The 25,739-nt window shown below is 71.8% G+C and carries 24 protein-coding genes; 6 read left to right on the forward strand and 18 right to left on the reverse strand.

Features of this window, described 5'->3' with window-relative positions:
• Positions 1–105: 105 nt before the first annotated feature.
• On the reverse strand, positions 106–390 hold the full coding sequence (locus tag ACFYVL_RS02405; RefSeq protein WP_389240883.1) for a hypothetical protein: 285 nt from the start codon (positions 388–390) through the stop codon (positions 106–108).
• A gap of 166 nt (positions 391–556) precedes the next feature.
• Here ACFYVL_RS02405 and ACFYVL_RS02410 point away from each other — a divergent pair, with 166 nt between their 5' ends.
• The gene (locus tag ACFYVL_RS02410; protein WP_389240884.1) at positions 557–2,506 is read left to right on the forward strand and encodes an amino acid permease; all 1,950 of its coding nucleotides are present in this window, start codon (positions 557–559) and stop codon (positions 2,504–2,506) included.
• A gap of 14 nt (positions 2,507–2,520) precedes the next feature.
• Here the strand turns inward: ACFYVL_RS02410 and ACFYVL_RS02415 are convergent, their stop codons facing one another.
• The 7 genes from ACFYVL_RS02415 to ACFYVL_RS02445 all read right to left on the reverse strand — a co-directional run bounded on the left by ACFYVL_RS02415 (position 2,521) and on the right by ACFYVL_RS02445 (position 11,454).
• Entirely contained in the window at positions 2,521–5,091 is a 2,571-nt protein-coding gene (locus ACFYVL_RS02415; RefSeq protein ID WP_389240885.1) for a DUF4118 domain-containing protein, read from the reverse strand.
• A 7-nt stretch (positions 5,092–5,098) separates the two neighbouring features.
• A complete protein-coding gene (locus tag ACFYVL_RS02420; protein ID WP_389240886.1) occupies positions 5,099–5,785 on the reverse strand; it encodes a response regulator in 687 nt (228 codons plus the stop codon).
• An 83-nt stretch (positions 5,786–5,868) separates the two neighbouring features.
• A complete protein-coding gene (locus ACFYVL_RS02425; RefSeq protein ID WP_389240887.1) occupies positions 5,869–6,612 on the reverse strand; it encodes a potassium-transporting ATPase subunit C in 744 nt (247 codons plus the stop codon).
• 7 nt (positions 6,613–6,619) lie between these two features.
• A complete protein-coding gene (gene kdpB / locus ACFYVL_RS02430) occupies positions 6,620–8,764 on the reverse strand; it encodes a potassium-transporting ATPase subunit KdpB (protein WP_389240888.1) in 2,145 nt (714 codons plus the stop codon).
• Entirely contained in the window at positions 8,761–10,425 is a 1,665-nt protein-coding gene (kdpA, locus tag ACFYVL_RS02435) for a potassium-transporting ATPase subunit KdpA (RefSeq protein ID WP_389240889.1), read from the reverse strand. Before kdpA ends, kdpB begins: the two co-directional genes overlap by 4 nt.
• 7 nt (positions 10,426–10,432) lie before the next feature.
• Positions 10,433–10,522 (reverse strand): K(+)-transporting ATPase subunit F, encoded by a 90-nt coding sequence (gene kdpF / locus ACFYVL_RS02440; protein WP_037647273.1) that lies wholly within the window; start codon positions 10,520–10,522, stop codon positions 10,433–10,435.
• A 413-nt stretch (positions 10,523–10,935) separates the two neighbouring features.
• Positions 10,936–11,454, reverse strand: a complete 519-nt coding sequence (locus tag ACFYVL_RS02445; protein WP_389240890.1) for a cupin domain-containing protein — start codon at positions 11,452–11,454, stop codon at positions 10,936–10,938.
• 81 nt (positions 11,455–11,535) lie between these two features.
• On the opposite strand from ACFYVL_RS02445, the gene ACFYVL_RS02450 reads away from it, so the two are divergent.
• Entirely contained in the window at positions 11,536–12,390 is an 855-nt protein-coding gene (locus tag ACFYVL_RS02450) for a LysR family transcriptional regulator (RefSeq protein WP_389240891.1), read from the forward strand.
• Positions 12,391–12,417: 27 nt separating this feature from the next.
• Here the strand turns inward: ACFYVL_RS02450 and ACFYVL_RS02455 are convergent, their stop codons facing one another.
• The 3 genes from ACFYVL_RS02455 to ACFYVL_RS02465 form a co-directional block, all read right to left on the reverse strand.
• On the reverse strand, positions 12,418–12,867 hold the full coding sequence (locus ACFYVL_RS02455) for an SRPBCC family protein (protein ID WP_389240892.1): 450 nt from the start codon (positions 12,865–12,867) through the stop codon (positions 12,418–12,420).
• Positions 12,868–12,870: 3 nt separating this feature from the next.
• Positions 12,871–13,359 (reverse strand): DinB family protein, encoded by a 489-nt coding sequence (locus ACFYVL_RS02460; RefSeq protein ID WP_389240893.1) that lies wholly within the window; start codon positions 13,357–13,359, stop codon positions 12,871–12,873.
• 404 nt (positions 13,360–13,763) lie between these two features.
• A complete protein-coding gene (locus tag ACFYVL_RS02465; RefSeq protein WP_389240894.1) occupies positions 13,764–14,627 on the reverse strand; it encodes a ketose-bisphosphate aldolase in 864 nt (287 codons plus the stop codon).
• A gap of 218 nt (positions 14,628–14,845) precedes the next feature.
• On the opposite strand from ACFYVL_RS02465, the gene ACFYVL_RS02470 reads away from it, so the two are divergent.
• Positions 14,846–15,703, forward strand: a complete 858-nt coding sequence (locus tag ACFYVL_RS02470; protein ID WP_389240895.1) for a DeoR/GlpR family DNA-binding transcription regulator — start codon at positions 14,846–14,848, stop codon at positions 15,701–15,703.
• On the opposite strand, the gene ACFYVL_RS02475 is transcribed toward ACFYVL_RS02470, so the two are convergent.
• From ACFYVL_RS02475 to ACFYVL_RS02490, 4 genes are read right to left on the reverse strand one after another with little or no spacing between them, the layout of a single operon-like run.
• On the reverse strand, positions 15,683–16,537 hold the full coding sequence (locus ACFYVL_RS02475; RefSeq protein ID WP_389240896.1) for a class II fructose-bisphosphate aldolase: 855 nt from the start codon (positions 16,535–16,537) through the stop codon (positions 15,683–15,685). The genes ACFYVL_RS02470 and ACFYVL_RS02475 overlap by 21 nt on opposite strands.
• Before the next feature lie 56 nt (positions 16,538–16,593).
• Positions 16,594–17,844 carry a PTS fructose transporter subunit IIC gene (locus ACFYVL_RS02480; RefSeq protein ID WP_389240897.1) on the reverse strand — a complete coding sequence of 417 codons (1,251 nt, stop codon included), beginning with the start codon at positions 17,842–17,844 and terminating at the stop codon, positions 16,594–16,596.
• Between the two features lie 3 nt (positions 17,845–17,847).
• Entirely contained in the window at positions 17,848–18,159 is a 312-nt protein-coding gene (locus ACFYVL_RS02485) for a PTS fructose transporter subunit IIB (protein WP_389240898.1), read from the reverse strand.
• 57 nt (positions 18,160–18,216) lie between these two features.
• Positions 18,217–18,750, reverse strand: a complete 534-nt coding sequence (locus ACFYVL_RS02490) for a PTS sugar transporter subunit IIA (protein ID WP_389240899.1) — start codon at positions 18,748–18,750, stop codon at positions 18,217–18,219.
• A gap of 335 nt (positions 18,751–19,085) precedes the next feature.
• Between ACFYVL_RS02490 and glsA the strand changes: the two genes are divergently transcribed.
• Positions 19,086–20,387 (forward strand): glutaminase A, encoded by a 1,302-nt coding sequence (glsA, locus tag ACFYVL_RS02495; protein ID WP_389240900.1) that lies wholly within the window; start codon positions 19,086–19,088, stop codon positions 20,385–20,387.
• 183 nt (positions 20,388–20,570) lie between these two features.
• Here the strand turns inward: glsA and ACFYVL_RS02500 are convergent, their stop codons facing one another.
• The 3 genes from ACFYVL_RS02500 to ACFYVL_RS02510 form a co-directional block, all read right to left on the reverse strand.
• Positions 20,571–22,541, reverse strand: a complete 1,971-nt coding sequence (locus tag ACFYVL_RS02500; RefSeq protein WP_389240901.1) for an SMI1/KNR4 family protein — start codon at positions 22,539–22,541, stop codon at positions 20,571–20,573.
• A gap of 39 nt (positions 22,542–22,580) precedes the next feature.
• Positions 22,581–23,138: a barstar family protein gene (locus ACFYVL_RS02505; RefSeq protein WP_389240902.1), complete on the reverse strand. Its 558-nt coding sequence runs from the start codon at positions 23,136–23,138 to the stop codon at positions 22,581–22,583.
• Positions 23,139–23,247: 109 nt separating this feature from the next.
• Positions 23,248–24,408 (reverse strand): FAD-dependent monooxygenase, encoded by a 1,161-nt coding sequence (locus tag ACFYVL_RS02510; protein ID WP_389240903.1) that lies wholly within the window; start codon positions 24,406–24,408, stop codon positions 23,248–23,250.
• Between the two features lie 73 nt (positions 24,409–24,481).
• Here ACFYVL_RS02510 and ACFYVL_RS02515 point away from each other — a divergent pair, with 73 nt between their 5' ends.
• Positions 24,482–25,039, forward strand: a complete 558-nt coding sequence (locus ACFYVL_RS02515) for a TetR/AcrR family transcriptional regulator (protein ID WP_389240904.1) — start codon at positions 24,482–24,484, stop codon at positions 25,037–25,039.
• Between the two features lie 503 nt (positions 25,040–25,542).
• The gene (locus tag ACFYVL_RS02520) at positions 25,543–25,734 is read left to right on the forward strand and encodes a hypothetical protein (RefSeq protein ID WP_389240905.1); all 192 of its coding nucleotides are present in this window, start codon (positions 25,543–25,545) and stop codon (positions 25,732–25,734) included.
• The last annotated feature ends 5 nt before the right edge of the window (positions 25,735–25,739 follow it).

Below are 25,739 nucleotides of genomic sequence, written 5' to 3' on the forward strand. Positions count from 1 at the left end.
CGATCATTTGCCGGGGTCCAAAGCCCCTCGCCCCCGTACGAATTCCCCGGCCGAAGGTCCCTGCTCCGGTTCGGGACACAGCTCACACCGCGGTCGTCGTCACGGTCACGGGGCGAAGGTGAATTCGAGCAGGAAGGCGGCGATCAGCGCCCACACGCCGACGCCCACGAGCCAGAACCAGCCGGTGACGACGCCCGTGGTGATCAGCGCGGCGGCGAGGGCGAGCAGGACGACGATGACGCGCTTCAGGTGGGGGGCCGAGCGGTGGAGTGCCCAGCGGTTCGGGGCTCCCGCACCGTGGGCCGCTCCCCGCGCTCCGCGCTCCCCGGCAGGGGCGGGGAGGGCCGGTGCACGGCGACCGGGCGCGAGTGGCCGGTGGTCTGCAGGCATGGGCCCACCCTAGTCAGGCGGACGGCCGGAGGGAGGGGGCTCGACGGTTCCGGGCGTCAAGGTTGCGTGAAAGCGGAGCGGCGGACCGGCAAGAAGGCGCTAGGAGGCGCGGTCGCCGCGGTGTTCGCGCCGATGCTGGGCGGACCTGCACCGAAGGAGCCCGTACATGCCCGCCACCCCCCTCTCCGCCCCCTCCGTCGAGGGCCCGTCCCCGGCCGGACGTGCGCAGACCCCCGGCCCGTCGGCGGCCGGCCGGACACGGACCCCCGACCCGTCGGGCGGCCGTGCGGAACCTCCTGATCCGGACGCGGCACGGCGGCCCGGTGCCGATCCGGCGGACCGGCACAAGCTGACCGCGGTGACCGGCCTGGCCGCGCTCTCGCTCGACGCGATGGCCTCCGTGGCGTACGGGCCCGAGGCGATCGTCCTCGTCCTGGCGGCGGCCGGCGGGTACGGGCTCGGGTTCACGCTGCCCGTCACCCTCGGGATCGCCGCGCTGCTCGCCGTACTGGTGGCCTCCTACCGGCAGGTCATCGCGGCCTTCCCGGACGGCGGCGGCAGTTACGCGGTCGCGAAGCGGTACCTGGGTGCGCGGACGAGCCTGGTGGCCGCGGCCTCCCTGGTCCTGGACTACGTACTGAACGTGGCCGTCGCCGTGACCGCCGGGGTCGCCGCACTCACCTCCGCGTTCCCGGCCCTGTACGCGGACCGGGTGTGGCTGTGCCTGGCGGTCCTGGTCCTGGTCACCGCCGTGAACCTGCGCGGGATCGTCGACTCGGCGCGCGCGTTCATCGTCCCGACCGCCGTCTTCGTCGGCGCGATCCTGACGATGATCGTGGTCGGACTGTTCCGGGACGCCCCGGCCTCGGTCGAGGCGTCGGCGGGCCACGCCTCGGTGCTCGCCGGCAACGCCACCACCGTCGGTGCCCTGCTGCTCCTGAAGGCGTTCGCGTCCGGCTGTTCCGCGCTCACCGGTGTGGAGGCCATCGCCAACGCGGTCCCCTCCTTCCGTGCCCCGGCCGCCCGCCGCGCCCAGCACGCCGAGGTCGCGCTCGGTGTGCTCCTCGGCGTCATGCTGATCGGGCTGTCCGTCCTCATCTCGCGCTTCGGCCTCCAGCCGGTCGAGGGCGTCACCGTCCTCGCCCAGCTCGCGGACGCCTCGCTCGGCCACAACTGGGCCTTCTATCTTGTGCAGTTCGCCACCATGACGCTGCTCGCGCTGTCCGCGAACACCTCCTTCGGCGGGCTTCCCGTCCTGCTGAAGCTGCTGGCCCGCGACAACTGTCTCCCCCACGTCTTCGGCCTGAAGGCGGACCGCCAGGTGCACCGGCACGGCGTGCTCGCGCTCGCGGCGGTCTCCGCGGCCCTGCTCCTGTTCTCCGGCGGCGACACCAACACCCTGGTGCCGCTGTTCGCGATCGGCGTGTTCATCGGCTTCACCGTCGCGCAGGTCGGCATGGTCCTGCACTGGCGCACGGTGGGCGGGCCGCGCTGGGCGGGCAAGGCGGTGCTCAACGGCCTCGGCGCGCTCCTCACCGGGGTCAGCGCGGTCGTCGTCACCGCCACCAAGTTCCACGACGGGGCGTGGCTGATCGTGGTCGCCCTGCCGCTGCTGGTCGCCGTCTTCGAGCTGGTACGGCGGGCGTACGGGCGGATCGGCGACCGCCTGGAACTCGGGCGCATCCCGCAACTCCCGCACCGGCAGCGCTCGTTGGTACTGGTTCCGGTGTCCTCGCTGACCCGGCTGACCGGGGAGGCGCTGAGCGCGGCCGTCTCGCTGGGCGACGAGGTGCACGCGGTGACCGTCTGCCACGCGGACCCGGAGGACCGGGCGGCGGCCGACGCGCTGGAGCGGGACTGGGCGCTCTGGAAGCCGGGGGTTCCCCTGATCAGGCTCGCCTCCGACCGGCGTACGCTCGGGCGTCCCATCGCCTCGTACGCGAACAAGCTCGCCGAGACGGAACCGGGCACCCGCGTCACCGTGCTCATCCCCGAGGCCGAGCCCGCCCACCTCTGGCAGCGGCTGCTGCAGAACCAGCGCGGTGCGGTCGTCGCCCACGCGGTCCGCCGGGACACCGACGCGGTGATCTGCCGGCTCCGGTTCCGGGTGAACTGAACGGGCGGGCCCCGCTACGAGGTTCCCCGCGGTGTCCTGGCCGCGGGGATGTCCGGTTGCGGCGGTGGAGCGCAGGTGCCGGTGCGCAGGGTGAGGACCATGGTGAGGCCGCCGCCGGGGGTGTCCTCGGCGGCCAGTGTGCCGCCCATGGAGTCGACGAAGCCCCGGGCGACCGCGAGACCGAGGCCCACTCCGGCGCCGCGCGGGGAGTCGCCGTGCCGCTGGAAGGGTTCGAAGATGCGCTCCTTGGCCTCGTCCGGCACACCGGGACCGCGGTCGCTCACGCGCAGTTCGACGCGGTCGGCGAGGGCGCTGGCCGCCACCAGTACCGCGCTGTCGTCCGGGCTGTACTTGACGGCGTTCTCCACGACGTTGGCGACGACGCGCTCCAGCAGCCCCTTGTCGGCCTCGACCATGGGGAGGGTCTCCGGGATGTCGAGCAGGACGCTGCCGTCGGGCACGCCGACGAGCGCCATCGGGACGACCTCGTCGAGGTCGATGCCGCGCACGAGCGGGGTGACGGTGCCGGTCTGGAGCCGGGACATGTCGAGGAGGTTGCCGACGAGGTGGTCGAGCCGGTCGGCGCCGGCCTCGATGCCTTCGAGGAGTTCCGCCTCGTCGGCCGCGGACCAGGCGATGTCGTCGGCCCGCAGCGAGGTGACGGCGGCCTTGATCGCGGCGAGCGGGGTGCGCAGGTCGTGGCTGACGGCGGCGAGCAGGGAGGTGCGGAACCTGTTGTCCTGGGCGAGCCGCTGGGCGTCCTCGGCCTGTCCGACGAGGCGTTGGCGGTCCAGTACGACGGCGGCCTGGGCGGCGAACGCGGCGAGCACCCGGCGGTCCTCCGCGGGCAGCACCCGCCCGGAGAGGGCGAGCGCCATGTGGTCGCCGACGGGCATCTCGACGTCGGCGTCCTCGGGGCGGGCCGCCCGTACGGAACCGACGCTTCCGACGCAGTTCCAGGGGTCGACGTCGCTCTCCCGCTCCAGGAGGGCCACGGACTCCATGGCGAAGGTCTCGCGGACCCGCTCCAGCAGGGCGTCGAGGCTGGTCTCGCCGCGCAGCACACTGCCCGCGAGGAAGGACAGGATCTCCGACTCGGCGCGCAGCCGGGCCGCCTGGTGGGTGCGGCGGGCCGCCAGGTCCACGACGGAGGCGACCGCGACGGCGACGGCGACGAAGACCACGAGGGCGACGATGTTCTCGGGGTCGCTGATGGTCAGGCGGCCGATGGGCGGGGTGAAGAACCAGTTCAGCAGCAGCGAGCCGACGACCGCGGACACGAGGGCGGGCCACAGTCCGCCGATCAGTGCGGCGGCGACCGTCAGGGCCAGGTACAGCAGCATGTCGTTGGCGAGCCCGACGGCCGGTGCGGCGCTACTGAGGAGGAGGGTGAGGAGGAACGGCCCCGCCAGGCCGGTGAGCCAGCCCCCGAGGGTGCGGTGTCTGCCGAGGCGGGCGCCGCGGGCGGCGGGCAGACCGCGCCGGCGGCCCGCCCCGGCCTCGTCGTGGGTGACGATGTGCACGTCGAGGTCGGGTCCGGACTCCCGGGCGACGGTGGAGCTGACTCCGGGCCCGAACAGGTACTGCCAGGATCTGCGGCGGCTCACGCCGAGCACGATCTGGGTGGCGTTGACCCCGCGCGCGAACTCCAGCAGGGAGTGGGGTACGTCGTCGCCGATGACGTGGTGGAAGGTGCCGCCCAGTTCCTCCACCAGGGTGCGCTGGACGGCGAGTTCCCTGGGCGAGGCCGTGGTGAGGCCGTCGCTGCGGCCGATGTAGACGGCGAGGACCTCGCCGCCGGCGCCCTTCTCGGCCAGCCGGACGGCCCGGCGCACCAGGGTGCGGCCCTCGGGGCCGCCGGTGAGGCCGACGACGATGCGCTCGCGGGAGCCCCAGATGGTGGAGACCCGGTGGTCCTTGCGGTACTCCTGGAGGTATTCGTCGACCCGGTCGGCGGTCCACAGGAGTGCCAACTCCCGCAGGGCGGTGAGGTTTCCGGGGCGGAAGTAGTTCGAGAGCGAGGCGTCGATCCGGTCGGGCCGGTAGATGTTGCCGTGCGCCATGCGGCGGCGCAGCGCCTGCGGCGACATGTCGACCAGTTCGATCTGGTCGGCGCGGCGCACGACCTCGTCGGGCACCGTCTCGCGCTGGCGCACTCCCGTTATCGATTCGACGACGTCGCCGAGGGACTCCAGGTGCTGGATGTTGACGGTGGAGACGACGTCGATGCCGGCGGCGAGGAGTTCCTCGACGTCCTGCCAGCGCTTGGCGTTGCGCGAGCCGGGGACGTTGGTGTGGGCGAGTTCGTCGACGAGGGCGACGGCCGGGCGGCGGTGCAGTACCGCGTCGATGTCCATCTCGGTGAACCGGGCGCCCCGGTGGTCGAGCCGGTGCCGCTCGACCTGTTCCAGGCCGTGCAGCATCGTCTCGGTGCGGGCCCGGTTGTGGTGCTCGACGAAGGCGACCACGCAGTCGGTGCCGCGCTCCACCCTGCGGTGGGCCTCGGAGAGCATGGCGTACGTCTTGCCGACGCCGGGTGCCGCGCCGAGGTAGATCCTGAGCTTGCCGCGTGTGCCGCGTCCCATGTGTCTCTCATGCCTCGAAGCGGTAGCCCATGCCCGGCTCGGTGATCAGGTACCGGGGGTGGGAGGGGTCTGGTTCCAGCTTGCGCCTCAGCTGGGCCATGTACACCCGGAGGTAGTTGGAGTTGTTGCTGTGGGCGGGGCCCCAGACGTCCTGGAGGAGGCGGCGCTGGGTGATGAGCCGGCCCGGGTTGCAGATCAGTATTTCCAGGAGCTGCCACTCGGTGGGGGTGAGCCGTACGTCCCGGCCCGCCCTGCTGACCTTCTTCGCGACGAGGTTGACCGAGAACTCGCCCGCGTCGACGACCGCGGGGGCTTCCGGCGCCTGGGGGAAGGGGCCCGTGCGGCGCAGTGCGGCCCGGAGTCTGGCGAGGAGTTCGTCCATGCTGAACGGTTTCGTCAGGTAGTCGTCCGCGCCTGCCTCGAAGGCCTCTATCTTCTCCGGTGAGCTCCGTCTGGCGGAGAGCACCAGGACGGGTGCCGCGGTCCAGACGCGCAGTGCCCGCAGGACCTCCACGCCGTCCATGTCGGGCAGTCCGAGGTCGAGGAGGACCGCGTCCGGGTGGCGGGCGGCGGCCGTCCGCAGCGCGCTGGCACCGTCCGGGGCAGCGTCGACCCCGTACTCCCTGGCCTGAAGGTTGATCACGAGGGCGCGGACGAGCTGCGGGTCGTCCTCCACCACCAGCACCCGGCTCATCGGTGTGCGGCCTTCCTGTCGATGCGGTGGCGGCCGGCGTGCCCCGCTGGACGCGGGGTGGCGCCGGCCGCCGGTTAAGCCGGTCACCCCTTGGCCACGAGGGACTTGAGGGCGAGGTTGAGTTCGAGGACGTTCACCCGGGGCTCCCCCACGAAGCCGAGGGTGCGGCCCTGGGTGTGCCCGGCGACGAGCTTCTCGACGGCGGCGACGTCGAGGTGGTTGCGCGCGGCGACCCGGTGGACCTGGAGCCGGGCGTACGCGGGGGAGATGTGCGGGTCGAGGCCGGAGGCGGAGGAGGTGACCGCCTCGGCGGGGACCTCGGAGGGCTTGACCCGGTGGTCGGGGGTGGAGTTGTCGTCGATGACGGCCTGGCGGGCGGAGAGCACCCGGTAGCAGAGGGTGGACCGCTCGTCCTCGGTGCGGTAGTCGGTGAGCCTGGCCGGGCACCTGCCGTCGACGGCGCCGCTGTCCCCGGAGAGGTTGGTGGCGCCGGAGAGGATCAGCTTGTACTGGGTGTTGACGCTGTTGGTGCCCAGTCCGCCCGAGGGGCGCGGCTGGAACCACCGGAGGTCGGCGCGCGGGGTCTCGTCCGGGTCGTCGGGGTTCTTCGCCGGGAGGTTGTAGGACTGGCCGATGAGTGCGGAGCCGACGACCTTACCGGTGGCGGGGTCCTTGATCTCGGAGCCGTTGGCCTTGTCGTGGAAGGCGACCTGGGCGACGCCGGTGACGGCGAGCGGGTAGAGCACCCCGCACACGACGGTGAGGACGAGGAGCGCGCGCAGGCCCGCCCACAGCAACCGGCCGGTGTTTCCTACGGAGTTGTTCATGACGTGATCAGCCGATTCCGGGGATGAGGGAGAGGAGCATGTCGATGATCTTGATGCCGATGAACGGGGCGATCAGGCCGCCGAGTCCGTACAGCCCGAGGTTGCGGCGGAGCATCCGGTCGGCGCTGGTGGGCCGGTAGCGGACGCCCTTCAGGGCGAGCGGTACGAGGGCGATGATGATCAGCGCGTTGAAGATCACGGCCGACAGGATCGCGGACTGCGGGGAGGTCAGCCCCATGATGTTGAGCTTGTCCAGCGACGGGTAGGCCACCGCGAACATGGCGGGGATGATCGCGAAGTACTTCGCGACGTCGTTGGCGATGGAGAAGGTCGTCAGGGCGCCGCGGGTGATCAGGAGCTGCTTGCCGATCTCGACGATCTCGATCAGCTTGGTGGGGTTGGAGTCCAGGTCCACCATGTTCCCGGCCTCCTTGGCGGCCGAGGTGCCGGTGTTCATCGCGACGCCGACGTCCGCCTGGGCCAGTGCCGGGGCGTCGTTGGTGCCGTCACCGGTCATCGCGACCAGCTTGCCCCCGGCCTGCTCCCGCTTGATGAGGGCCATCTTGTCCTCGGGCGTCGCCTCGGCCAGGAAGTCGTCGACCCCGGCCTCCTCGGCGATGGCCTTCGCGGTCAGCGGGTTGTCACCCGTGATCATGACCGTCTTGATGCCCATCCGGCGCAGCTCGTCGAACCGCTCCCGCATGCCCTCCTTGACGACGTCCTTCAGGTGGACGACCCCGAGGACCCGCGCACCGTCGGCGTCCTCCAGAGCCACCAGCAGCGGCGTGCCGCCGGCCTGGGAAATCCGGTCGGTGAGTTCCTGGGCGTCCGCCGCGACACTGCCGCCCTGCTCCTCGACCCACTTCACGACCGATCCGGTCGCGCCCTTGCGCACCTTGCGTCCGTCCACGTCCACGCCCGACATGCGGGTCTGGGCGGTGAACGCCACCCACTCGGCCCCGGCCAGTTCGCCCTGGTGCCGCTCGCGCAGCCCGTACTTCTCCTTCGCCAGTACGACGACGGAGCGGCCTTCGGGGGTCTCGTCGGCGAGCGATGACAGCTGGGCCGCGTCGGCGAGCTGCGCCTCGGTGACACCGCGTACCGGCAGGAACTCGGCGGCCTGACGGTTGCCGAGGGTGATGGTGCCGGTCTTGTCGAGGAGGAGGGTGGAGACGTCTCCGGCGGCCTCCACCGCGCGCCCCGACATGGCCAGCACGTTGCGCTGGACGAGCCGGTCCATGCCCGCGATGCCGATCGCGGACAGCAGTGCGCCGATGGTGGTCGGGATGAGGCAGACCAGGAGCGCGACGAGCACGATCATGGACTGCTCGGCGCCGGCGTAGGTGGCGAAGGGCTGGAGGGTGACGACGGCCAGCAGGAAGACGATGGTGAGGGACGCGAGCAGGATGTTGAGCGCGATCTCGTTGGGCGTCTTCTGCCGGGCCGCGCCCTCGACCAGGTTGATCATCCGGTCGATGAAGGTCTCGCCGGGCTTCGTGGTGATCTTGACGACGATCCGGTCGGAGAGGACCTTGGTGCCGCCGGTGACGGCGCACCGGTCGCCGCCGGACTCGCGGATCACCGGGGCGGACTCGCCGGTGATGGCCGATTCGTCGACCGAGGCGACGCCTTCGACGACGTCGCCGTCACCGGGGATGACGTCCCCCGCCTCGCAGACGACCAGGTCGCCGATGCGCAGGTCCGTGCCCGGCACGTGCTCCTCGTCGGCCCGGTTCCCGCCGGTGCCGCTGCGGTCGACGATCCGGCGGGCCACGGTGTCGGTCTTGGCCTTGCGCAGGGTGTCGGCCTGCGCCTTGCCGCGGCCCTCTGCGACGGCTTCGGCCAGGTTGGCGAAGATCGTCGTCAGCCACAGCCAGGCGGTGATCGCCCAGCCGAACCAGTCGCCCGGGTTCAGCACCGCGAAGACGGTCGTCAGCACGGAGCCGATCTCGACCACGAACATCACCGGGGACTTGATCATCACCCGGGGGTCGAGCTTCCGTATCGCGTCGGGGAAGGACCTGAGGAGCTGTGCCGGGTCGAAGAGACCGCCGCCGACGCGGCCGTCGCCCTCGGGCTTGTGGCCGGTGGGTACGTCCTGGTGCGGGACCCGGGTCCCGGAGTCACCGGTGGTCACGGTAGGTGTGCTCATGATGCGAGCCCTTCGGCAAGCGGTCCCAGCGCGAGGGCGGGGAAGTAGGTGAGACCGGTGATGATCATGATGGTGCCGACCAGCAGGCCGGTGAACAGCGGCTTCTGCGTGCGCAGGGTGCCCACCGTCTCCGGTACGGGCGTCTGCTCGGCGAGCGAGCCGGCCAGCGCCAGGACGAACACCATGGGCAGGAAGCGGCCGAGCAGCATGGCGATGCCGATGGTGCTGTTGAACCACTGGGTGTCGGCGTTGAGGCCCGCGAAGGCGGAGCCGTTGTTGTTGGCGCCGGAGCTGTAGGCGTACAGGATCTCGGAGAAGCCGTGCGCGCCGGAGTTGGTCATCGAGTCGGCGGGGGTGGGCAGGGCCATCGCGGCGGCGGTGAAGCAGAGCACCAGCGCCGGGGTGACGAGGATGTAGCAGGCGGCGAACTTGATCTGCCGGGTGCCGATCTTCTTGCCCAGGTACTCGGGGGTGCGGCCGACCATCAGGCCGGCGATGAACACCGCGATGATCGCCATGATCAGCATGCCGTAGAGGCCGGATCCGACGCCGCCGGGCGCGATCTCGCCGAGCTGCATGCCCAGCATGGTGATACCGCCGCCGAAGCCGGTGTACGAGGAGTGGAAGGAGTTCACCGCGCCGGTCGAGGTGAGCGTGGTGGCCACCGCGAAGATCGACGAACCGCCGATGCCGAACCGGGTCTCCTTGCCCTCCATCGCCCCGCCGGCCAGGTCGAACGCCGGGCCGTTGTGCGAGAACTCGGTCCACATCATCAGTGCGGTGAAGCCGAGCCAGATCGTCGCCATCGTGGCGAGGATCGCGTAGCCCTGCTTGAGCGAGCCGACCATCCGGCCGAAGGTGCGGGTCAGCGCGAACGGGATGACCAGGATCAGGAAGATCTCGAAGAGGTTGGAGAACGCGTTGGGGTTCTCGAAGGGGTGCGAGGAGTTGGCGTTGAAGTAGCCGCCGCCGTTCGTCCCCAGCTCCTTGATCACTTCCTGGGAGGCGACCGCGCCGCCGTTCCACTGCTGGGTGGACCCGTTGAACTGGCCGACCTCGTGGATGCCGGAGAAGTTCTGGATGGCGCCGCACGCCACCAGGACGAGCGCGCCGACGACCGCGATCGGCAGCAGGATGCGGACGGTGCCGCGCACCAGGTCAGCCCAGAAGTTGCCCAGTTCACCGGTGCGGGAGCGGGCGAAGCCCCGTACGAGAGCGACCGCGACGGTCATGCCGACGGCGGCGGACACGAAGTTCTGCACCGCGAGGCCGCCGGTCTGCACGACGTGGCCCATGGCCTGCTCGCCGTAGTACGACTGCCAGTTGGTGTTCGCGACGAACGACGCGGCGGTGTTGAACGCCTGGTCGGGGTCGATCGAGGAGAAGCCGAGCGACCCGGGCAGGCTGCCCTGCAGCCGCTGCATCAGGTACAGGAAGAGCACGCTCACCAGCGAGAAGCCGAGGACTCCGCGCAGATAGGCGGGCCAGCGCATCTCCGTGGCGGGGTTCGCGCCTATCGCCTTGTAGATCCACTTCTCGACCCGCAGGTGCTTGGGCGAGGAGTAGACACCGGCCATGTGGTCGCCGAGGGGGCGGTACGCGAGCGCGAGGGCCGCGACGAGTGCGAGGAGCTGCAGCACTCCGGCGAGGACGGGAGACATATCGGGCTCAGAACCTCTCCGGGTACACGAGGGCGAGGATCAGATAGCCCAGCAGGGAGACGGCCACGATCAGGCCGACGATGTTCTCGGCAGTCACAGCTTCGTCACCCCCTTGGCGACGAGGGCCACCAGCGCGAAGACCGCGAGCGTGGTGACGACGAAGGCCAGATCGGCCATCGTGAGCTCCTGGATGCAGTGGGTGAGTGGGAGGGTCTGGCGACCCGGGACGGTGCGGTGTCCGCCGTACGCCCCGAGATCAGAAAAGCCCCTCCAGGAAGGCCCACCGCTTCCGTTAACGGGCTCCTGACGTGCGAACCCTCGCTCTTGACGCGCCCCGTACGGGCCTTGACGCGCTCCATACGCGGCCGTTCGCCCGTCCGGGTCGCTGCCCTCCCCGCGGGCCGGTCCGGCCTGCGGCACGACGAACCCGCCGGCCGCGGCTGCGGGTCGCCTTCGGCGTGCCCGCGCAGAAGTAGAAGAAGACCACCCAGTGGGCAAGGCTCATGACCGTCATTCCCCGGCTCCGGCCGGCCCGCGTCCCGCGGGACCGGCGGGCCGGGTCGCGTAGCGGCTCATGGCGTCGATGTGCTCCGCCGGTGTCATCGGGCGGCCGTCGGCGAGCGCGTCCCGCAGGTCGCGGAAGTACCCGAGGTACAGGTCGGGGGTGAAGACGCTGAGCAGGACGGCGGGCCGGCCGGCCGGGTTGGCGAAGGTGTGCGGGACACCGGGCGGGACGGTCACGAACGTACCCGCGGGGGCGTCGTGGTCCTCGTTGCCGACGGTGAACCGCACGGTGCCGGACAGGACGTAGAAGCCCTCGTCGTGCTCGGCGTGACGGTGCTGCGGGGGCCCTTGGGTGTGCGGGGCGAGTACGGACTCGGTGACGGCGAGGCGGTGCCCGGTGCGCTCGCCGTCCTCCAGGACGCGCATCCGGGTGGTGCCCAGGACGATCGTCTCGCCCTCGCCTGGACGCACCACGGACACGGTGGGAGGGGTCTGCGGGCTGTCGGAGCTGCTCTGTTCGGTCATGCCCACGAGTCAACGGCCGGGGCCCGGCAGGCGTCCAAGACCTGTTCCGGCACGCCGATACCCGCTGGGTATCGTTGCGGCGTGGAGCTACGGACCCTGGGTTATTTCGTGGCGGTCGCCGAGGAACTCCACTTCGGCCGCGCCGCCGCCCGACTGCACATGAGCCAACCGCCGCTGAGCCGGGCGGTCAAGCAGCTGGAGGCCGAGGCGGGGGCCCTGCTGTTCCACCGCACTCCCGCCGGCGTCACGCTCACACCGGTCGGTACGGTGCTGCTCGACGAGGCGCGCTCCCTGCTCGCCCACGCGGACCGGGCCCGGGTACGGGTCAGCGCGGCGGCCGGTGTCGCGACCCTCACCGTCGGCATCCTGGGCGGCGGCTCCGACCCGGGAGCGGCCAGACTGGCCTACGCCTACCGCCGCCGCCACCCCCGCATCGACGTCCGCGTCCGCGACACCGACCTCACCGACCCCACCTGCGGCCTGCGCGCCGGGCTGGTCGACGTCGCCCTGACCCGGGCGCCGTTCGACGGGACCGCCCTCGCGGTGCGTGTCCTGCGGGCCGATCCGGTCGGTGCGGTGCTGCGCGCCGACGACCCGCTGGCCGGTCGCGACCGGTTGCGGGCGGCCGACCTGGCCGACCGCTCCTGGTTCCAGTTCCCGCCCGGAACCGACCCGGCCTGGCAGTCGTACTGGAACGGCGGCACCCCCCGCGAGGGCCCGGTGGTGCGCGCCGTCCAGGAGTGCCTGCAGTCCGTCCTCTGGAACGGCACGATCGGCCTGGCCCCGCTGGACCACACCCTGCTCCCGCCGGAACTGACGGTGGTCCCCCTCACCGACATGCCCCCGAGCCGTGTCGTGGTGGCGTGGAACGAGGGCGACACCAACCCCCTGGTCCGGTCCTTCCTGGAGACCGCGACGGCGGCGTACCGGAACTGATCACCGGGCCGGCACGGCGTCCCCCACTCACTGCGGCGTCCCGAGCTCCTCCGCGTGGCGGGCCAGGCCCTCCGCCATGCCCTGCATGAACTTCTGGAGGTAGCGCGGCATGAACCAGCCCATGAGGCGGCCCATCTCGTAGCTGCCGTGCCAGTGGACGACCGTTCCCCCGCCCGTCGCCGGCCGCAGTTCGATGCGTGCGCGGTAGTCGCGCATCGAGGAGTTGAAGGCGTCCTCGTAGGCCAGCAGACGTGGGGCGACCTTCTCGGTGAGGCGCTCCCCCGTCACGGTGCGTCCCGTACGGAAGGCCCGTACGGCGCCGACTTCGTCGTCCCCGCCGGGGTCGAGGCCGATCGAGCGTGCCGTGTCCAGGCTGTCCACCTTGGACCACCGCGGCCAGCTCGCCGCATCGACCAGCAGCTTCCAGACGGCCTCGGGCGGGGCGCTCGTGGTGACGGTGACGTCGTAGGTGTGCACGGGTCAGCGCCCCGTCGTGCCGTCGAGGAGTTCGCGGAGGATGTCCGCGTGGCCCGCGTGCCGGCCCGTCTCCTCGATCATGTGGGTGAGTGCCCAGCGGATGCTGGGCGCGGACCTTCCGGGCCGGGTGACGGGAAGCGGGCCCGCCAGGTCGGTGCATCCGTCGAGGACCGTGTTCGCGCGCGCGACCGCGTCCCGGTAGCGGGCGACCACATCGGCCACGCTGTCCGCCGGTGCGGCCCGCGACGTCGCCGGCCAGTCGGTGACCTCCTCCCCCAGGAACGTCGAACGCTCCACGTACGTCAGGTGGTTGAGCAGCCCGAGCAGCGTCGTACCTGACCGCACCTCGGCGGTGCGCACCTGCGGCTCGGGCGCGCCGTCCACCTTCGCGGCGATCGAGGAGCGGAGGTAGTCGAGAAAGCCGCGCAGAACCTCGGACTCGCTGCTTCCGGTCCGGGGCGGCGGGGTGTCGCGGCGCGTGGTGGTCGGCATCGTCATCTCCCTTGCTGGGGCGGTCGGGTGGTGGTGCCGGGCTCGGCCGGGGGTGTGCCGGCAGAGCCGGTTGCCGCGTGGCTCCCGGGGCGCCGGGTCCGCCGCCCCGGGAGCACGGCCACGGCACGTACGCATTCTTCCGGGGCACCTGACCCGCAGGCACCTGTTCTTGCCACTCCGGCAAGAGGCCACCGGATCCGGGCCCCGCCGGGCCGTAGCGCACGGCCGCACGACGGCACGGCCGCACGACCGCACCTGCCTGCGTTCTCGACGTCCCAACGCGCGGAAGCCGTCGGGTTCCGGTGCGTGCCGGGGCCCGACGGCCTTCGCGGGGGCGGATCCGCTCCGCCCAGGTAGGAGCGGCGCGGAACAGGTCGGTGCAGACCGGTTCGGCGCGCTTCGGGTCAGTAAAGGTCGGCCTTCCCGTCCGCCTGGAAGAGGCGGATCTTCTCCTCGGCCACCTTCTTCATCGCCGGCAGGCTGAGCGGCTGGATGAGGTTGGGCTCGCGCAACGAGGGGTCGGCGACCAGGACTTCGCGCATGGCCCGGTGGTAGGCGACCTTGATGTCGCTGGATATGTTGATCTTGTTGATGCCGCGCTCGACGGCACCGGCGATCTCCTTGTCCGGGTTGCCGGAGCCGCCGTGGAGCACGAGCGGGATGTCCACCGTCTCCTTGATCTTCTCCAGCAGGTCGAGGCGCAGTTCGGGCGTCATCGTGGCCGGGTACAGGCCGTGGCTGGTGCCGATCGCGATGGCGAGGGAGTCGACGCCGGTCTCGGCGACGAAGCGGCGGGCGTCCTCGGGGTCGGTGTAGATGATCTCGGAGGCGCCCTCCTCGGCCTGCTCGTCGAGCTTGCCGATGGTGCCGAGTTCACCCTCGACGGACACGCCGACCGCGTGCGCGATCCGGGTGACCTCCTTGGTGAGGGCGATGTTCTCGTCGAACGGGAGCAGCGAGCCGTCGATCATGACGGAGGTGAAGCCCGCCTGGATGGCGGTGAGGACCTGGTCCACGTCGGCGCCGTGGTCGAGGTGGATGGTGACCGGGACGGTGGCCCGGTGCGCCCAGGCGATGGCCGCGGGGATGAAGTCGACTCCCACATGGGCGAGTTCGTCGGGGTGGATGGCGACGATCAGTGGGGAGCGCAGTTCCTCGCAGACCTCGACCAGGCCCTTGAGCATCGCGTAGTCGCTGACGTTGAAGGCGGGGACGGAGAAGGCGTGGTCGTGGGCCGGGGCGAGGATGGCCTGTCCGCTGAGCAGCATGTCCGGCAACTCCTTGAATGAGGGGTGAGGGGTAGGGAGGAAGGGACGGAAGGATGAGCGGCGGGGTGCGATCTTTTGCCGCTGAAGCAGAGGACTTTCTGCGTCTTTCTGCTGTTATCTGCGAGATTATTGTGGAGCGAAGCGCGGATCTAGGGACTAATGTACTTTTTGTGCGCCTTTGATCTTTGGAAATTTCGGCCAATCTGGGGAGAACTGCGATGACCGCACGCAAGCCGCGGGGCAAGGAGCCGAGGAGCGGTCGGCTGCCGGCCGGCCGCAAGGCCGATGTCCTCGCGTACGTGAACGAACACCACCAGGTCTCGGTGGCCGTGCTCGCCGGGCACTTCGGGGTCTCCGCGGACACCGTCCGGCGGGATCTCGACGAACTCGACTCCCAGGGCGCCCTGATCAGGACCCACGGGGGTGCCGTCAGTACGTCCCTGGTGCCCGACCCGGACACCGGCACCGAGGTGCGGGCCAGGCTGCACGCCGAGGACAAGCAGTCGATCGCGGACGCCGCCGCGGCCTGCATCCGCGACGGGGCCTCGCTGTTCGTCAACGGGGGCACGACGACCCTCGCGGTGATGCGCAAGCTCCGCCAGCGCCGCCAACTGCGCGTCGTCACCAACAACCTGCTCCTGCCGGAGGCCGTCGTCGGCGGCGCCGTGGAGGAACTCTTCCTGGTGGGCGGCCCCGTACGGGCCAGTGCGATGACCACGACCGGTCCGCTGGCCTCCGCCTTCGGCCTGGACTGCACGCAGGAGAGCGGGGTGGAGTTCCGGTGCGACGTCGCACTCATCGGGGTCGGCGCGGTCGACGCCAAGGGCGGCTTCTCCACCAGTCACCTGGCGGAGGCGGTACTGATCGACGCCATGGCGCGGCACGCCACCACGGTGATCGTGGTCGCCGACTCCTCGAAGTTCGGCCGGACCCTGTTCGCCCGCATCGGTGCCCTGCGGATGGCCGACGTACTCGTCACGGACTCGGCTCCGAGCGCCGAACTCGCCGAGGCGCTGGCCGCGGAGGGCGTCACCGTGAACGTGGCCGACGCCCTGTCACCGGGCGCGGCCGACTGACCCGCAGGGCTCCAGGTAGCGCAGTGCGACTGCCGCCGCCTCGGCGTGTGCCGCGGCCAGCAGGTCCACCAGCTCCGCGTCCGGCGCGGCCCGGTACGCCTCGACGAATCCGCGTACGTTCGCCCGCATGAAGTCGGCGCCCATGTTGACCTTGCTGATGCCCAACTCGACGGAGCGGGCGAGGTCTTCGGGGCTCGTACCGCTGCCGCCGTGCAGCACCAGCGGCAGCGCGCAGCGGGCGGATATCTCCGCCAGCCGGTCGAAGCGCAGGGCCGGGGTGTACCCCGGGGGCAGTTCGCCGTGGCTCGACCCGTACGACACCGCGAGGGCGTCCACGCCGGTGAGCGCCGCGAACCGGGCGGCCTGCCCGGGGTCGGTCATCATGTCCTCGGTGGTGAACCGGCCGCCGGCGGTCGCCCCCATCCCGCCCACCTCGGCCTCGACCGAGGCGCCGTAGGCGGTGGCGAACTCCACGGTGCGCCGCACGACCGCAGCGTTCTCCTCGAAGGGGCGCTCGGAGGCGTCCATCATCACGCTGCTGAATCCGGCGTGGATCATCCTGCGGACGTGGGCCTCGTCCTTGCCGTGGTCGATGCCGACGGCCACCGGCACCGAGGCGGCCTCGGCCATTCTCCTTGTCCCGTCGATGAGTTGCAGTCCGGGGAGATGGGCGCGCAGATGGCCCTCGTACAGGTTGATGACGATCGGGGAACGGGCCCGTTCGGCGGCGGCGACGACCGTCGCCGCCGTCTCCAGGTTGAGGGCGTTGACCGCAAGTACCGCGTATCCGCCCTTGCGTGCGGCGCGCAGCATCGGTCCCATCGGTTCGTACACGAGCGTGCTCCTTGTGGTGCGGGAGGCGGGCGGGGCGCCCGGGGTCGGACAAGGGGTCAGACGAAGGTGATCTGCGAGGGGTCCACGTCCTTCTCCTTGCTCACATCGGTGCTGCCGGCCGAGGGCGGGGCACCGGGGGAAGAGGAGCGGGTGGCGGCTGTGGGTGTCGTACGGGCGCCGGGCGCGGCGTCCGCGCCCGCCGCACCGTCCGCACCGTCCGTGCCCGCCGCGTCCGCGCCCTCCTTGGACTCCGCGGTCTCTGCGGACTCTGCTGACTCCGTCACCCGCGGTTTCCAGAGGAAGAGGATCAGCGCGGTCACGCACGAGCCGATCACCAGCGCGAGCAGGAACAGCAGCGGGTGGTTCATCGCCGGGACGATGAAGAGGCCGCCGGACGGTACGGGGCTGCCGATGTTCCACAGCATCGAGAAGCCGCCGCCGACCGCAGCGCCCGAGGAGCAGGCCACCACCATGCGCATCAGGTCGGTGGCGGCGACCGGGATGACGCCCTCGGTGATCATGCAGGCGCCCATGGGGAGGGCGACCTTGATGTTGTCCTTCTCGCGCCGGCCCCAGATCGGGCGGCGCAGGACGACGCTGAGCGCCCAGGACAGGCCGACGCCGAACGGCGGCACCATCGACGCGAGGATCTTGACGGCCTCCGGTTGCAGGACACCCTCCAGCAGCAGGCCGTCGGCGAAGAGCGAGGCCGTCTTGTTGACCGGGCCGCCGAAGTCGAACGCGGCCATCGCACCGAGCACGGCCCCGAAGACGAACCGCATGGAGCCCTGCATCGCGGTCAGGAAGTCCGTCATCCGCTCGGTGGCCCACACGATCGGGACGCCGATGACGAAGAACATCAGCAGGCCGGTCACCAGACTGGCCAGCAGCGGCAGGATCATCATCGGCATCAGGCCCTCGGCCCAGGTGGGCACCTTGATGACCCTGCGCAGCCACAGCAGGAACCACCCGACGCAGAAACCGCCGAGCATCCCGCCGAGGAAACCGGCGCCGATGGTGCCCGCGATGGCGCCGACCAGCAGACCGGGTGCGATGCCGGGGCGGTCCGCGATCGAGAAGGCGATGGCGGCGGAGATCACGGCGGGCAGCATTCCCATGCCGAGCACGCCGAGCGAGACCAGTGCGGACTGCCAGTCGTAGGGCCGGGAGTAGTCGGTGATCACCTTGCCGCCGGCCAGGTTGCCGATGGCGATGAGCAGACCGGACGCGACGACGACCGGCAGCAGGTACGAGATCGCGGTCAGGGCGTGCTTCTTCAGGCCGAGCCGGGGCGGGCGCAACGACATGGCTCACTCACCGAGCTTCTGCTCGATGGCCCGGAGCAGCTTGGTCGGCGACTGGATCACGGTGCTGGTGCCGATCTCCACGACCCGCTTGTCGCCGAACCGCTCCCGGCCGCCGATCTGGATGTCGACGGCGAGCAGGACGAAGTCGGCGGCGGCGATGTCGGCGCCGCTCAGCCGGGACTCCGTACCGATGGTGCCCTGGGTCTCGACATGGGCCTCCCAGCCCAGGGACGCGGCGGCGGAGAGGAGCTTCTCCTTGGCGATGTAGGTGTGGGCGATTCCGGAGGTGCACGCGGCCACTGCGACAAACTTCATGTCCCTGTCTCCTTCACGTCTTGTCTTGCTTGGTGCGCGTCCTGCTGGGCGCGCGTCCTACTTGGCGGGGCGGGTCGGCTCGTGCGTCGGTTCGTTCGGTGCCGCGCTCCTCCCGGTGTTCTCCGGGTCGTCCGCGAAGAGCGCGACGAGTTCGTGGGGAGTGCGCACCCGGTGCAGTTGGCCGAGGAACTCCTCGTGCGCCAGCAGCCGGGCCACCTGCTGCAGCAGGCGCAGGTGCGTGGAGTCGGCGTCGTCCTCCCGGACGGCGAAGAGGATGATCACGTCGACGTCGCCGCCGTCGAGGGAGGGCCAGGCGAGCGGGGTGCGGCAGCGCCCGACGGCGAGTGAAGTGGTGGCGACGGCACGGGACTTGCCGTGCGGGATCGCCACGCCCTGGCCCAGCCCGGTGGGCCCTTGTGCCTCGCGGGCCTGGACGTCGGCGACGAAGAGGGCGGCGTCGGTCACGCGGCCGTCGGCGACGAGGAGGTCGGTCAGCTCCCCGATGGCCTCGACGCGGCTGGTCGCGGTCAGATCGAGGCTGACCAGGTGGGCTCCGAGGACTTGTCCGAGGTCGGGTTCGTCGGTGGTCATCGTGCCGGGACTCCTCTGTGCGGGCGCTCGTGTTCTCGCGCGTTTCGGCATCAACCGTGCTTTCAGCTGAGAGAAACTGCGCTTTTACGCGTCTATCTCTTGCTGTTGTGCCACATTCTGCGACTTATTGAGACTTCTCAGAAGGGTCGAAAGCACCGACCGACCGGCCTTGTTCGCGGTGCCGTTCGGCACCGCCGCACCGGGGCCAAGGGCCCGCGGCTCCGTACCGGGGCCGCGCTCAACCCGGCACCCGATTCCGCCGATACCGCCAGGGGCGCCCGACCTCGGTCGCCTCCGCCCTCCCGGCGGACCCGAGACGAAGGCCTGATGACGACATGGACCCGGTGACGGATTCCCTGCACGAGATGCACCAGCGGCTGAGCGCCCTGCGCGAGGGCAAGGTGGCCGACTACATCCCCCAGCTCGCCCTCGCCGACCCGGACGACTTCGGCGTCGCGCTGGTCAGCATGGCCGGGCACGTCTACCGGGCGGGCAAGGCGGACACCCCGTTCTCCATCCAGTCGGTGTCCAAGCCGTTCGTCTACGCCCTCGCGCTGAGCGACCTCGGCCCGCAGGAACTGCTGCGGCACGTCGGGGTGGAGCCCAGCGGCAACCCGTTCAACGCCATCAGCCTGGAGCCGGACACCGGCCGCCCGGCGAACCCGATGATCAACGCCGGTGCGATCGCCACCACCGCGCTGGTACGGGAGTCCGACCCGGCCGCACGGTTCGCCCGCATCCGCGCCTTCCTGTCGGCGTTCGCCGGCCGGGAACTGGACGTGGACGAGGACGTCTACGCCTCGGAGGCGGCCACCGGCGACCGCAACCGCGCACTCGCCTATCTGATGCACTCCGCCGGGTCGCTGCACGCCGACCCCGAGGAGACGGTCGACACGTACTTCCGGCAGTGCTCCGTGCGGGTCACGGCCACCGATCTGGCGGTCATGGCCGCGACCCTCGCCAACGGTGGCCGCAACCCGGTCACCGGGAACCAGGTCGTCAGCGAGCCGATCGTGGTCCGGACCCTGGCGGTGATGGCGTCCTGCGGCATGTACGACGGTGCCGGGCAATGGCTCCTGGACATCGGCCTGCCCGCCAAGAGCGGTGTCTCCGGCGGTCTGATCGCGGCCAGCCCGGCCCGCTTCGGCGTCGCCATCTACAGCCCGCCGCTGGACCCGTCCGGCAATCCGGTCCGTGCCGTGGCGGCCCTCGGGGAGGTGTCGGAGCGCTTCGGCCTGCACATCATGCACATGCCGGGGCTGCGCGCGGCGACGGTGACCGGCGCGGAGCGGCTGGAACGCGACGGCCGGAGCATCGGTGTGGTGACCGCCCAGGGATCGCTGGAGTTCACCGAGACCGAGGCGCTGATGCACGCGCTGCGGCAGGTCACCCCGTCCGCGCCCGGCTGGGTGGTGCTCGACCTGACGGCGGTCTCCGCCGTGCTGCGGGGCCCCGCCGTCGGCCTGGCCGCCGTCCTCGCCGACCTCGCCGAACGCGGCCACCACGTCGCGGTGGCGGCCCAGCAGACGTTCGTCGAAGCGGCGGAGGGCCGCCCCCGGACCTGGGAGGTCTTCAGCACCCGCGCCGACGCGCTGGCCTGGTGCCTGGAGGGGCCGGCCCCCGCACCGCAGGAGTGACCTCGCGGGCACCGTCGGCGACGCGCGCGGGGGTACTGCACCCGGGGCGGCACGCGGATGCGCTGCACCCGGGGCGACGCGCAGGGGCAGTACGCAGTACACCGCGCCCCGGGGCGGGGAGTACGCAGTACACCGCGCCCCGGGGCGGCGGCCGTACCGCCCGCCACGCCTGCCCCGTGTCCCTCAGCCGCCCGTCCGCCCGTGCCCCTCCCCCCGCCATGTGTCCGCCTGGAGCGCCGACCCCATCCGCACCCGGACCACCGTGTACGTTTCGCCGTCCCTCGGCGGACGCGTCCACGAGCTGCTGGTGCAGGTGTGCAGCCGCCCCCGCACCAGGGCGTGCCGTGGCAGGCACACGCCGAACTCCTCGCTCAGCGCCGCCAGCAGCGCACGCTCCGCCTCGCCCACAGCCCGCGTACCGCCGAAGAACAGGCTCGGCTCCAGCGCCCCCGGTATCTCCCCGCTGCTGCTGATCTCACCGTCCGCGTACGTGAACGCGTACTGCTCGGCGCCGTCCCGGGCCACCGAGAGGTGGAAGAACGGCTCGGCGCGCCTTCCCCGCAGGCCGCTCCACACCGTCACCGCCCGGGTGCCCGCACTCGCGGCGGGGGCCGGTGAGACGAAGCGCTGCCGGTCGAGTGGGCCGGGCTCGCCGTCGAAGGCGAAGCTCCAGCCGGGGCCGGCCCGGCCGACGGCCATGAGCGCCCGGTCCTCGAACGACGAGACCTCGCTCTGCTGGGACCACACCCGCCGGCGTACCTCCCGGAGCGTCAGGGGTTCGTCCAGCACACCGCCGCTCGCGTCGGCACCGTCGCCGTCGGTCTCCGCGAGGCGTCCGGGGAGTTCCGCCGGTTCAACGCCCTCGACCAGTACGAAGCGGTAGGACGTGCGGTCGTCGCCCGGGTCCGGCTCCGCGAGCCACGCGAGGCCGCCCGGATCGAGCGCGGCCGACGGTTCCGGCGCCGTCCCCTCCTGCCCGGCCCGCGGGGTCGACAGCAGTTCCTCGCCCCGCTCCGGGGTCAGCAACGGCCCGAGCAGCGGGTCGGCCACCCATCCCAGCGGCGCCAGATGCCCCGGCCCCAGCGGTTCCCACCGCGGAAGCGCGTCGGTCAGCGTCCGCCACGCCGCGTCGGTGTCGCCCCACCGCGCCAACTCCCGTGCCCGCGCGACCGCTTCGCCGAACGGCCCCGGGACGCTGTAGCGGTACGTACCGTCCCGCACTTGCTCCAGGAGTGTGCGGGCCCGCGCCAACAGGTCGTCGTCGCCGCCGCGCAGGGAGTACTTCAGCGTGGAGTCGTCCCAGTGCGAGTGTGCCGCGTGCTCGGCGACCAGCGGCGGCAGCAGGTCGGGCGCGTAGCGCGGGTCCGTCACCAGTCCTTCGAAGGCGGGCTCGGAGGTCCGCCCGAGCAGGAAGCGCAGCTGGTCGCCCAGTCCGGCGGCGCGCGGTCTGCCGTACGCCTTGGCCTCGTCCAGCATTCCGAGGGCCCGTTCCCAGCCACCGCGCAGCGCCTCCAGGCAGGCTTCGTCCACCAGGGCGTCCAGCTGCCGCGTCGTGTCGTTGACGAACTCCGCCCCGCCGCCGCCCGCATGGGCCCGCAGGCTGTGGAACTCCTGGTGCATCTCCCGCATGAACACCTGGAAACTGGCATACCGCTCGGGCGGCGCGGCCCGCCAGCCCGCCCAGGTGTAGACGGCCCACTCGCCGTCCTCGTCCACGTCCTCGGGGTCCATGAGCACATAGGTGGCGTCGGACTCCATGTCGAGCTGGAGCCCGCGCCGCCAGAGCTCGGCCTCCTCCCACTCCTCGGGCGCCGAGTCCTCGTCCAGGTACTCCTCGGTGATCTCCGCGAGCCCCGACGCGTTCTCGTGCCAGTGGGCTTCCGTGGTCCCGGCCAGCAGCCACACGAACCCGCCCGCGTGCTGCCACCCGTCGGTGACCTTGAGGAACTCCCGGTAGGACGGGGGCATCCGCACCCCCAGGCGCTTCTCCATCGCGGTGATCCGCTCCTCGGACGCGGCCGGGAAGCCCAGCCACCGCGACTGCCGCGCGTCCTCGTCCTCGGCCCGCGCGTCCTCGGCGGACAGGGAGTCCGCCCACTCCCCGCTCCACTTCCGCAGAAAGGACCGCCAGTCGAATGCCGTGGTGTTCGTCATACGTCCGATGCTGCCACCCGCCACTGACAGTGACGGCGCTCAGCCGGGTCCGGGCCAGTCCTCGCCCGCCAGGGTCGCGGTCAACCGCCCCTCGTCGAACGCCGTGTGCACGTCCGCGCCGGTCGCCACCGCCGCGGCGAGGGCGGCGGGCGGCAGGTCGTGGAGGAGGAACACGAAGTGCAGGGGGAACGGTGTCCGGCCGTTCGGCAGCCCGTCGGCGTCGAGTTGGAGGTTGGCCTGCCAGGCGGCCTGGCAGAGTACGGAGACGAGCAGCCCGAGGAAGTCGGCACCGTGCAGGTCGTCGGCACGGTCGATCAGGACCACGGTGTCGTCCTTGGCGCCCCCGTACCCGTGTCCGTGCCAGTCGTGGAGGCAGTCCGCGAGGGCGTCCCAGTTGTGGCCGAAATAGCCGGGAAAGGAGAACTCCCGGGCGAACGCGCGGAAAACGGCCCGCGGGTCGCTCATCTCCCGGCCGTCCAGCCGGACCAGCCGCCCGCCCCGCTCGCGGAGCGCGGCGCACTCCGTGTGCGGCCAGGGGTCGTCGTACCGCGCGAGGACGACCCAGGGCGCGCGGCGCAGGGCGAGGAAGGGTTCCATACGGTGGATCCTGACAGGCCGTCGGGTACGCGGATGCCCCGGGTCCGCTCCCCTCGACGGGCCACAGGCACCGGGCCTGCTGGGCCAACCCGGCCTCCGCGGAATCTCTCTAACCGTTCAGCCTCGGCGGGACCCACCTGTGGTGGCGGAGGATCATCCGGGTCGCGGCGCGGGACGGGGTGAGGCGCATCGCCGTGTTGCGCAGGGCGACGGCCACGGGGTGGGAGAGCTGCTGGCCCATCCGGCCCGCCTGCCGGGCGGCGCGCGCGACTCGCTGGCTGCGGGGCCGGCGCTCGGTGTCGTAGCGGGCGAGCGCGGTGTCGACGGTGGGCCCGGTGGCGAGTGCGGCGGCCAGCGCCACCGCGTCCTCCAGTGCCTGGCAGGCGCCTTGGCCGAGGTACGGGGTCATGGCGTGTGCCGCGTCGCCGAGCAGCGCGATCCGGCCGACGGTGTACGAGGGCAGCGGCGTGCGGAGTTCGCCGATGTCGTGGTGGAGTACGGCGGCGGGCCGGGTCGCGGCGAGCAGGGCGGGGACCGGTTCGTGCCAGTCGCCGAACCGTCGGCGCAACTCGCCCAGCGGGTCGGCGAACCGCGTTCCCTGGGGCAGCCCGAGGACGGCGTGCCACTCGGCCCGTCCGTCCTGGAGGGCGATGTGGCCGAACTCGGCCCCCCGGCCCCAGGTCAGTTCGAAGTCGGTGGGCAGCTCGACCGGGTCCTCGGTGAGGGCGCGCAGCACGGTCGAGCCGCTGTGCACCGGGCCGGGGTGGTCGGGGAAGAGGAGGCCGCGCACCCTGCTGCCGATGCCGTCGGCCGCCACGACGAGATCGGCGTCCAGGGCCCGTTCGCCGCAGTCGACGCGTACCGTCCCGGGGCCGGTCCGGCGGACCCGGCCGGCCTCGGAGCCGGTCAACAGGGTTTCGGCGGGGAGCGCTTCGCGGAGCAGCCGGTGCAGGGTGGCGCGCCGGATGCCGACGATCGGGGTGCCGACCGCGCGTTCCAGTGCGGCGCCGTCCATCCGGGTCAGCCAGCTGCCGTCCGGTGTGCGGGTGCCGCCCCGGTACTGGCCCCTGGCGGCCCGGCGTACCGCGTCGCCGACGCCCAGTTCGTCCAGGGCGCGCAGCCCGTTGGCGGCCAGCGAGATGCCCGCTCCGGCGTCCGCGAGGGTGGCCGCGCGCTCGACGACCGTCACGTGCCAGCCGATGCGGTGCAGGCCGATCGCGGCGGCAAGCCCGCCGATGCCGCCGCCGATCACTGTTGCCGAACTGCCCACGCCACGGCCCCTCTCCTTCTACACCTGTAGAAGAAGACCCTAGCCGAGGTTCTACAGGTGTAGAAAGGGAGGCATGGTTTCGGATCGGCGCACCCTCCTCGCGGACACGGCCCTCGACGTACTGGCCGACGAGGGGATCCGCGGGCTGACCCACCGCGCGGTCGACCGCCGTGCGGCGCTGCCGTCCGGCACCACCTCGGCGTACTTCCGCACTCGGGCCGCGCTGCTCACCGGGCTGGTGACCCGGCTGGTCCAGCTCGACCAGGCGGAGTTGCACGCGGCGGCCGGGAGCGCCCCGCCGCTGCGTACCGTCGAGGACCTGGTGGATGGCCTGGTGCTGCTCGCCCGGCAGCGGCTCTCCGGGGAGGGGCGCCGGCGCTCCCTGGCGCGCTACGCCTGCGCGGTCGAGAGCGTGCGTGCCCCGGAGCTGCGCGCGATCCTCCTGCCCCGCGAGAACGCCGGGCGCGCGGCGGTCCGGCACTTCCTCGCCGAGCGGGGTGTGGCGGATGCCGAGAACCGTACGCACACCCTGCTGACCTGCGTCGACGGTCTGGTCTTCGACCGGCTGGTGAGTGGCGGCGACGTCCCGCGCGAAGCCTTCGACGGCCTGATCGCCGCCGCCCTGCGGTAGCCGCGCCCACGACCGCCCCGGCCGGTCACTGCCGGGAAATCGACCGCCGCGGCCCGTTCACTGCCGGGGGATCCGGCAGGACTCCGCCCCTTCCTGCCCCGGTGTCGGAGGCGTCTTCTTCGGCCGGGCCGGGCCGACGAAGGTGGGCTCCTTGCGCGTCGCCCCGGGGTCCGGCCGGAACCACCCCCGTCCGCGGGACATCGGCGCGTCGCACGCCGCACCGCGGGGAAACAACCAGTGGGGAAATGCCTATTGGAACCCCAACCCGTCGACAACGCGGAGGAGTTGACTTGCGAAGAATGGCCGGATACCCGCCCTGCGGCTGGTCCCGTGGCGCACTCGTCGGACAGGAGGGCCGTACGGGTACGGAGAGGAAAGGCCGCCCGAGGTGCGTACGGACGTGCGAACACCGGCACCACGGGCACCCGCACACGGGTGGCGTACCCGGAGGGAGGGAGGGGCAGCCGGGTGACAGGCCGCGAGCGGAGTTGCAGGTTCGGGGGATGAAACGTTTCTCCAGCGATGTCCAGGACCGGATCAACGCCATCATCGAAGCGGTCGCCACCGACGATGTAGAGAACCTGAACGCGCTGATCGACGCCTTCCTCCAGGACGCGGACCTGGACGCGCTGTTCGCCCTGCGGGCCGCCCTGGAGGACTCGCTCCACCCCGGAAGCGCGGGGCCGGAGCTCTGATGCCG

It is taken from the genome of Streptomyces sp. NPDC004111 (assembly GCF_042874215.1).
Lineage (GTDB): Bacteria > Actinomycetota > Actinomycetes > Streptomycetales > Streptomycetaceae > Streptomyces.